An 8174-nucleotide genomic window follows, 5' to 3' on the forward strand; every position below is an offset into this window, starting at 1 on the left:
TACCGGCCTCGACTTCGAGGGCGTGCGCAAGGAGTTCCTGGACGACGACCACACCCCGCTGATGGTCGTCAACATCGGCCGCCCGGGCCCGGACGCCTGGTTCCCGCGCTCCCCGCGCCTGTCGTACGAGCAGGTCGTCACCACCGTCTGAGGCGGCGCCCGCGCAGCCACCCGTACGACGAAGGCCCCCGGCACATCGCCGGGGGCCTTGGTCGTACGCCGTGTGCGGCGGGCACTCAGCCCGTCTTCAGGGCCGCCGCCATGTCGGCCAGCTGCTCGAACGACCCGGTGCCCGCCACCACGGTCGTCGCGCCCTTGGCGCCGTCCGCGTCCTGGAGCACCAGGGCGTCGTACCGGCCGCCCTCGTACCGGGTCCACGTGCGGCCGGCGATCTGCTGGGTGGTGTCGGTCTTCTGGCCGCCCTGGCTGGCCTCCTCTATGAAGGTGACCGGCTTCTCCGTGGACTGCTCGACCGCCACGTACTCGCCGTCGGGGGCGCGGAAGCCCAGGTGCCAGGCGTCGAAGTCGTCGCCGCGGAACCGGACGGAGGTCGGCTTCCAGTCCTTGGACAGCCCCTCGGGCGCCGCGATCGGGTACGACGCGGCACGGCGCGCGGTGAGCAGCTCGACCCGGTAGTCGACACGCTTGATGTCGGGCTCGCCCTCGTCGTGCGGGATGAAGAGCCACATCACCATGCCCACGAGCACGATGACCCCCAGGGAGAGGATCATGTCCCGGGCCGTCTTCTGCTTGCCTTTCGTACCTGCCACGCCCCTATCGTCGCAGGTCCCCGATCCGCTCATCCGTGGGGTCCCCTGCTCATTTTGTCGGACTGACGATAGAGTGCGCCCATACCCTCATCCGGCCGTCGTCGTATCAGAAAGGTGCGCTCCGATGACCGAGCATCATCATCTGCCGTCCGAGCTGGACGTCCCCTCAGAGGCCCCCGACCGCAACCTCGCCCTGGAACTCGTCCGGGTCACCGAGGCCGCGGCGATGGCCGCCGGCCGCTGGGTCGGGCGCGGTGACAAGAACGGCGCGGACGGTGCCGCCGTGCGCGCCATGCGCACCCTCGTCTCCACCGTCTCGATGAACGGCGTCGTCGTCATCGGCGAGGGGGAGAAGGACGAGGCCCCGATGCTCTTCAACGGAGAGCAGGTCGGGGACGGGACCGGCGCCGAGGTCGACATCGCCGTCGACCCGATCGACGGGACCACGCTGACCGCCAAGGGCATGACCAACGCGATCGCGGTGCTGGCCGCCGCCGAGCGCGGGTCCATGTTCGACCCGTCGGCCGTGTTCTACATGGACAAGCTGGTCACCGGGCCGGAGGCCGCCGACTTCGTCGACATCAACGCGCCCGTGTCCGTGAACATCCGCCGGGTCGCCAAGGCGAAGCGGCGCACCCCCGAGGACGTCACCGTCGTCATCCTCGACCGCCCCCGGCACCAGGGCCTGATCAAGGAGGTCCGGGAGACCGGCGCCCGGATCAAGCTGATCTCCGACGGTGACGTGGCCGGCTCCATCCTGGCGCTGCGCGAGGGCACCGGCATCGACCTGCTGCTCGGCATCGGCGGTACGCCCGAGGGCATCATCTCGGCCTGCGCCGTGAAGTGCCTGGGCGGCACCATCCAGGGCAAGCTGTGGCCGAAGGACGACGAGGAGCGGCAGCGCGCGATCGACGCCGGGCACGACCTGGACCGGGTGCTGACCACGGACGACCTGGTCTCCGGGGACAACGTCTTCTTCGTCGCGACCGGCATCACCGACGGGGAGCTGCTGCGCGGCGTGCGGTACCGGTCCGAGACGGCGACGACCGACTCGATCGTGATGCGGTCGAAGTCGGGGACGGTGCGGAGGATCGACTCCGAGCATCGGCTGAGCAAGCTGCGGGCGTACAGCGCGATTGATTTCGACCGCGCGAAGTGACGCCGTCGGTTGTGCGGGGCGCCCTCTGAGGTGGGGGGTGCTGTTGCGTGGCGAGTGCCGGTGCGTCGTGGCTTGTCGCGCCCGCGCGGCGGAGCCGCAGATCGACACAGCCCCGCGCCCCTAGGTGGGACATCCGTCCCGGCGTGAAAAGGCACCCTCTGTGCGGAGAGGGTGCCTTTTCGCATGCTTGCGGTCTAGCCCGCCGCGGCTATGTGGCTTGTTGTGGGGCGGGGGGGCTTCTTGAGTTCCAGGTCGCGGCGGCGGCGCCTTGCCAGGACGACTCGGCGTTCGGCGGCGGTGAGGCCGCCCCAGACGCCGTAGGGCTCGGGCTGGAGGAGTGCGTGCTCGCGGCATTCGACCATGACCGGGCACTGGGCGCAGACGCGCTTGGCCGCCTCCTCGCGGGAGAGCCGGGCGGCGGTGGGTTCCTTGGAGGGTGCGAAGAACAGTCCGGCCTCGTCGCGCCGGCACACCGCCTCGGTGTGCCACGGAGCGTCTTGGTCCCTGTCCCGCACAGGCACCCGCTGGGCCGGAACGGCAGCTACCTGCAGGGACGAATGCGGCGGTTGCAGCACGGTCTACTCCTGACGACGGCTTCGCGAGCGAGAGACGATGCGTCAGGCTTACCCGCTGTGCGCGCGCCTATGCACTGGGTTTCCCACCGCGGCGGGCGCCGCGCTACACGTGCTTGCGCAAACCCTTCTCCACCTTGCGGTGCACCCGGTCCAGGATGTCCGCGACGAGCTTGCCGCGCTTGGGGCGCGCCTCGACGCTGCCCAGCACGGCCCAGCCGTCGACGTAGATGACGGGGGCGTCGGCCTCGGCGGAGTCGAGGGTGTCGACCTCGAAGCTGCCGAGCACGCCGCCGCCCGCGCCGCGCAGCGACACGTTCTCCGGGACCCGGACCTCGACGCTGCCGAAGACCGCGAACGCCTTGATCACGACCTGCTGGTGCTCGAAGAGCGCCTCGCTGAGGTCGATCTCGACGCTCCCGAAGACCGCGTACGCGTGGATACGGCGGCTCGCGCGCCGGCGGCCCTTGCGGACGGCGCTGCTGAACACCGCCACCAGGTTCTCCTCGGGGTCGGCCGGGATCGCGCCGAGGGTGGGGCGGTCGGGGGCCGGGGTCGCGGTGGCGCTCCGTCCTTCGTGCGCGGCGGGCAGGTCGCGCACGAAGACGTCCAGCTCACCGACCGTCTTCGCGGCCAGCACGCCCTCCACGCGCTCGGCGTGCTCCTCGGCGGTCAGACGCCCCTCGGCGAGGGCTTCGCGCAGCATGTCGGCGATGCGGTCGCGGTCGGCGTCCGAGGCGCGCAGCTCGGTGACGTGGGGCGCCGTGCCCGCGTGCGGCTGTCGGTCGTGCTTCTGAAGGTCCACCCCGGCAGCGTACCGAAACGCGATAGATCGCGACCAGGGGTGTGGACAACCTTGTCGCGGTCCATGCCCCCGCCAAGACCCCGGCCGCCCGTCCGCGGACTACTGAGCCTTACCTCACAAGCTCGCCGCCGGCGACAGGTTTTACGCTGGTGGACGCTGCCAACGGAGGCCAGCCGTCGTTGCTGAGAGATCCAGCGAAATCCAGCCGCGCGTGATGTCGAGTGAGGAATGGGCGAGATGCCTGAGTTCGCGTACACCGATCTGCTCCCCCAGGGCGAGGACACCACTCCGTACCGGCTGGTGACCTCGGAGGGTGTCTCCACCTTCGAGGCCGACGGGCGGACGTTCCTCAAGGTGGAGCCGGAGGCGCTGCGCAAGCTGGCCGAGGAGGCCGTCCACGACATCCAGCACTACCTGCGCCCGGCCCACCTCGCGCAGCTGCGCCGCATCATCGACGACCCCGAGGCGTCGTCCAACGACAAGTTCGTGGCGCTGGACCTGCTGAAGAACGCGAACATCGCGGCGGCCGGTGTGCTGCCGATGTGCCAGGACACCGGCACGGCGATCGTCATGGGCAAGCGCGGGCAGAACGTGCTCACGGCGGGCGGCGACGAGGAGGCCCTGAGCCGGGGCATCTACGACGCCTACCAGAACCTGAACCTGCGCTACTCGCAGATGGCTCCGCTCACCATGTGGGAGGAGAAGAACACCGGCTCCAACCTCCCGGCGCAGATCGAGCTGTACGCGACCGACGGCGGCGCCTACAAGTTCCTGTTCATGGCGAAGGGCGGCGGTTCGGCCAACAAGTCGTTCCTGTACCAGGAGACGAAGGCCGTCCTGAACGAGTCCTCCATGATGAAGTTCCTGGAGGAGAAGATCCGCTCGCTGGGTACGGCCGCCTGCCCGCCGTACCACCTGGCGATCGTCGTCGGCGGTACGTCGGCGGAGTACGCGCTGAAGACCGCGAAGTACGCCTCCGCGCACTACCTGGACGAGATCCCCGCCGAGGGCTCGGAGCTCGGGCACGGGTTCCGGGACAAGGAGCTGGAGGAGAAGGTCTTCGAGCTGACGCAGAAGATCGGGATCGGCGCGCAGTTCGGCGGCAAGTACTTCTGCCACGACGTGCGCGTGGTGCGCCTGCCCCGGCACGGCGCGTCCTGCCCGGTCGCCATCGCGGTGTCCTGCTCGGCGGACCGGCAGGCCGTCGCGAAGATCACCGCCGAGGGCGTGTTCCTGGAGCAGCTGGAGACCGACCCGGCGCGGTTCCTGCCGGAGACGACGGACGAGCACCTGGAGTCGGACGGGGACGTCGTCGAGATCGACCTCAACCGGCCCATGGACGACATCCTCGCCGAGCTGACCAAGCACCCGGTCAAGACCCGGCTGTCGCTGACCGGCCCGCTGGTCGTGGCGCGCGACATCGCGCACGCCAAGATCAAGGAGCGGCTGGACGCGGGCGAGGAGATGCCGCAGTACCTCAAGGACCACCCGGTGTACTACGCCGGTCCGGCGAAGACGCCCGAGGGGTACGCGTCCGGGTCCTTCGGTCCGACGACGGCCGGGCGGATGGACTCCTACGTGGAGCAGTTCCAGGCGGCGGGCGGCTCCAAGGTGATGCTGGCCAAGGGCAACCGGAGCAAGCAGGTCACCGACGCGTGCGACGCGCACGGCGGCTTCTACCTCGGGTCGATCGGCGGTCCGGCGGCGCGGCTCGCGCAGGACTGCATCAAGAAGGTCGAGGTCGTCGAGTACGAGGAGCTCGGCATGGAGGCGGTCTGGAAGATCGAGGTCGAGGACTTCCCGGCGTTCATCGTGGTGGACGACAAGGGCAACGACTTCTTCCAGGACCCGGCGCCCGCGCCGACGTTCACGTCGATTCCGGTGCGGGGGCCGGGGCTGGCGTAGCCCGTCCGGGACGGGAAGGGTCGACGGGGCTGAATCGCGGGCGAGGGCGGAACATTCGCGTCCCCCCACACGCTGTACCGGTCATGAGCGACTACCGCATCGAGCACGACTCCATGGGCGAGGTCCGCGTCCCCGCGGACGCCAAGTGGCGGGCGCAGACGCAGCGTGCCGTCGAGAACTTCCCCGTCTCCGGGCAGCGGATCGAGCGCGCGCACATCGAGGCGCTGGCGCGGATCAAGGGCGCCGCGGCCAAGGTCAACGCCGAGCTGGGAGTGCTCGACAAGGACGTCGCCGCGGCGATCCAGGCGGCGGCCGGCGAGGTGGCCGAGGGGACGTGGGACGAGCACTTCCCCGTGGACGTGTTCCAGACGGGCTCGGGGACCTCGTCCAACATGAACACCAACGAGGTCCTCGCCACCCTGGCCAGCGAGCGCCTCGGCCGGGACGTGCACCCCAACGACCACGTCAACGCCTCCCAGTCCTCCAACGACGTCTTCCCGTCGTCGATCCACATCGCGGCCACCGCCGCCGTCAGCCGGGACCTGATCCCGGCCCTCGACCACCTCGCGGGCGCCCTGGAGCGCAAGGCCGCCGAGTTCGCCGACGTCGTGAAGTCCGGGCGGACCCACCTCATGGACGCCACGCCCGTCACCCTGGGCCAGGAGTTCGGCGGGTACGCGGCGCAGGTGCGGTACGGCATCGAGCGGCTGGAGGCCTCGCTGCCCCGGCTCGCCGAGCTGCCGCTGGGCGGCACCGCCGTCGGCACCGGCATCAACACCCCGCCCGGTTTCGCCGCCGCCGTCATCGAGGAGGTGGCCCGCGCGACCGGGCTGCCGCTGACCGAGGCGCGCGACCACTTCGAGGCGCAGGGCGCGCGGGACGGCATCGTCGAGACCAGCGGGCAGCTGCGGACGATCGCCGTCGGGCTGACGAAGATCGCGAACGACCTGCGGTGGATGTCCTCCGGGCCGCGCACCGGGCTCGCGGAGATCTCGCTGCCCGACCTCCAGCCGGGGTCGTCCATCATGCCGGGCAAGGTGAACCCGGTGATCCCGGAGGCCGTGCTCATGGTCGCCGCCCAGGTCACCGGGAACGACGCGACCGTCGCCACCGCCGGCGCGGCCGGCAACTTCGAGCTCAACGTCATGCTGCCGGTCATCGCCAAGAACGTGCTGGAGTCGGTGCGGCTGCTCGCCAACGTCTCGCGGCTGCTGGCCGACCGGACCGTGGACGGCATCGTCGCCCACCGCGACCGGGCCCGCGAGTACGCCGAGTCCTCGCCGTCCGTGGTCACGCCGCTCAACAAGTACATCGGGTACGAGGAGGCCGCCAAGGTCGCCAAGAAGGCGCTGGCGGAGCGGAAGACGATCCGTCAGGTGGTGCTGGAGGGCGGGTACGTGGAGCGCGGCGACCTCACGAACGAGCAGCTCGACGAGGCCCTGGACGTGCTGCGGATGACCCGTCCGTGACCGGGCGGCCGTCGCCCGCGCGGGCGCTCCTGGCGATCACCCCCGCATCCGATGGCCTGGGCACCTAATATCTGTCCATGGCAGACGGTGAAGCGGTGAGCGCGACGGCACGGGCGGGCGGTCCGGCCGCCCCGGCGGACTTCTGGGCGCCCGGCAGTCAGATCCTGTGGCGGTACCGGGAGAACGGCGGCCGCCACTTCCACATCGCGCGCCCCGTGACCGTCGTCCGCGACGACGCCGACCTGCTCGCCGTGTGGATGGCGCCCGGCACCGAGTGCGTGAAGCCGGTGCTCGCCGACGGCACGCCCGTGCACCTGGAGCCGCTGTCGTCGCGCTACACCAAGCCGCGCACCGTGCAGCGCGACCGCTGGTTCGGCACCGGTGTGCTGAAGCTGGCCCGGCCCGGTGACCCCTGGTCGGTGTGGCTGTTCTGGGACCCGGGCTGGCAGTTCAAGAACTGGTACGTCAACCTGGAGGAGCCGCTGACCCGTTGGGAGGGCGGCGTGGACTCCGAGGATCACTTTCTGGACATCACCGTGGAGCCGGACCGCGGCTGGCACTGGCGGGACGAGGACGAGTTCGCGCAGGCCCAGCGGGACCGGCTGGTGGACGCCTCGCTCGCCGAGCGGGTGCGCAGGGCGGGACGCGCGGCGGTCGAGGTGATCCGGGCCTGGGGGCCGCCGTTCTCGGACGGCTGGGAACAGTGGCGCCCGGATCCGTCCTGGCCGGTACCGTCGCTGCCCGGCGACTGGGATCGCACGCCCGCGCACGTGTCCCCATGAGACCCTTGATGCGCCCCCGGGCAAGAAACGTAGGATCGTCCTCCGCAAGGGTGCGCAGCGGCAACCGGCGGAGCGTGCACTGTGCTTGACCGATCGTCACCGAGGGGCGGCAGGACGTGAGCGAGGGGTACGAGGGCAATACCGGTACGGGTCGCGAACGGCCCTCCGGTGGCACAGGAACAGCCTCTGACCACGCGGGAATTCCGTTCCTGGGGCCCGTCTTGCGGGTATCGGGATTTCTGCGGGACGAACTGCACGCGCCGCGCGCAGTCCCGGACGGATGGATTCGACACGCGTGACGGAGCACCCGACCTCCTTCGAACGCCCCCCGACGGGCGCCGACCCCACGGACTCCGGCGGGGCGTTCCTCCGTGCCCCCGTGCCGCCGCGGTCCCCCGATGCCGCCTTACCGGCACAGGGCCGCCCCGGTGAGACACCGCCCGTCCAAGGCGGGGCCGTCTTCGAGCACTCCCAGCCGGGTGCGGAGCACGCCGCCGGGTCCGACACCCACCGCCCGCGACCCGCGGCCGAGGGCGGTGTCCCGGTCCAGCCGGACGGCACCTCGGCAGGGGCGCCGTCGGGGCAGGGCGGCCGTGAGGCGGCACCCGAGCCGGACCGGCGCACCGGGCAGCCCACCGCACCCGGACGGCCCACGCCCATGCGGCGGGACGGGGACCGGCTGCGGTTCGTCGGCGCCGCGACCCGGCGGATC

The 8174-nt window shown here is 71.1% G+C and carries 7 protein-coding genes and 2 pseudogenes; 6 read left to right on the forward strand and 3 right to left on the reverse strand.

Annotated features, from left to right (window positions below; genetic code table 11):
- Positions 1-151 (forward strand): annotated as a pseudogene (locus tag GTW67_RS18755) (malonic semialdehyde reductase); the annotation flags it as partial.
- A gap of 85 nt (positions 152-236) precedes the next feature.
- On the opposite strand, the gene GTW67_RS18760 reads toward GTW67_RS18755, so the two are convergent.
- Entirely contained in the window at positions 237-770 is a 534-nt protein-coding gene (locus GTW67_RS18760) for a DUF4245 domain-containing protein (protein ID WP_346010686.1), read from the reverse strand.
- Positions 771-894: 124 nt separating this feature from the next.
- Here GTW67_RS18760 and glpX point away from each other — a divergent pair, with 124 nt between their 5' ends.
- A complete protein-coding gene (gene glpX, locus GTW67_RS18765) occupies positions 895-1929 on the forward strand; it encodes a class II fructose-bisphosphatase (RefSeq protein WP_161165973.1) in 1035 nt (344 codons plus the stop codon).
- 194 nt (positions 1930-2123) lie between these two features.
- On the opposite strand, the gene GTW67_RS18770 is transcribed toward glpX, so the two are convergent.
- Both GTW67_RS18770 and GTW67_RS18775 read right to left on the reverse strand, forming a co-directional pair.
- Positions 2124-2504: a WhiB family transcriptional regulator gene (locus GTW67_RS18770; RefSeq protein ID WP_161165974.1), complete on the reverse strand. Its 381-nt coding sequence runs from the start codon at positions 2502-2504 to the stop codon at positions 2124-2126.
- A gap of 103 nt (positions 2505-2607) precedes the next feature.
- Entirely contained in the window at positions 2608-3306 is a 699-nt protein-coding gene (locus GTW67_RS18775) for a DUF1707 domain-containing protein (protein WP_161165975.1), read from the reverse strand.
- 237 nt (positions 3307-3543) lie between these two features.
- On the opposite strand from GTW67_RS18775, the gene GTW67_RS18780 reads away from it, so the two are divergent.
- The 4 genes and pseudogenes from GTW67_RS18780 to GTW67_RS18795 form a co-directional block, all read left to right on the forward strand.
- The gene (locus GTW67_RS18780; RefSeq protein ID WP_161165976.1) at positions 3544-5211 is read left to right on the forward strand and encodes a fumarate hydratase; all 1668 of its coding nucleotides are present in this window, start codon (positions 3544-3546) and stop codon (positions 5209-5211) included.
- Positions 5212-5294: 83 nt separating this feature from the next.
- Positions 5295-6680 (forward strand): class II fumarate hydratase, encoded by a 1386-nt coding sequence (locus GTW67_RS18785; RefSeq protein WP_161165977.1) that lies wholly within the window; start codon positions 5295-5297, stop codon positions 6678-6680.
- A gap of 77 nt (positions 6681-6757) precedes the next feature.
- Positions 6758-7462, forward strand: coding sequence for a cytidylyl-2-hydroxypropylphosphonate hydrolase (fomD, locus tag GTW67_RS18790; RefSeq protein ID WP_161165978.1), 705 nt, complete (start codon positions 6758-6760; stop codon positions 7460-7462).
- A gap of 280 nt (positions 7463-7742) precedes the next feature.
- A pseudogene (locus GTW67_RS18795) lies at positions 7743-8174 on the forward strand (serine/threonine protein phosphatase); the annotation flags it as partial.

It is taken from the genome of Streptomyces sp. SID5910, from assembly GCF_009862125.1.
Lineage (GTDB): Bacteria > Actinomycetota > Actinomycetes > Streptomycetales > Streptomycetaceae > Streptomyces.

Coding starts and splice junctions, on each gene's coding strand:
- glpX (WP_161165973.1), top strand. CDS start 895: ATGACCGAGCATCATCATCTGCCGTCCGAGCTGGACGTCCCCTCAGAG.
- GTW67_RS18780 (WP_161165976.1), top strand. CDS start 3,544: ATGCCTGAGTTCGCGTACACCGATCTGCTCCCCCAGGGCGAGGACACC.
- GTW67_RS18785 (WP_161165977.1), top strand. CDS start 5,295: ATGAGCGACTACCGCATCGAGCACGACTCCATGGGCGAGGTCCGCGTC.
- fomD (WP_161165978.1), top strand. CDS start 6,758: ATGGCAGACGGTGAAGCGGTGAGCGCGACGGCACGGGCGGGCGGTCCG.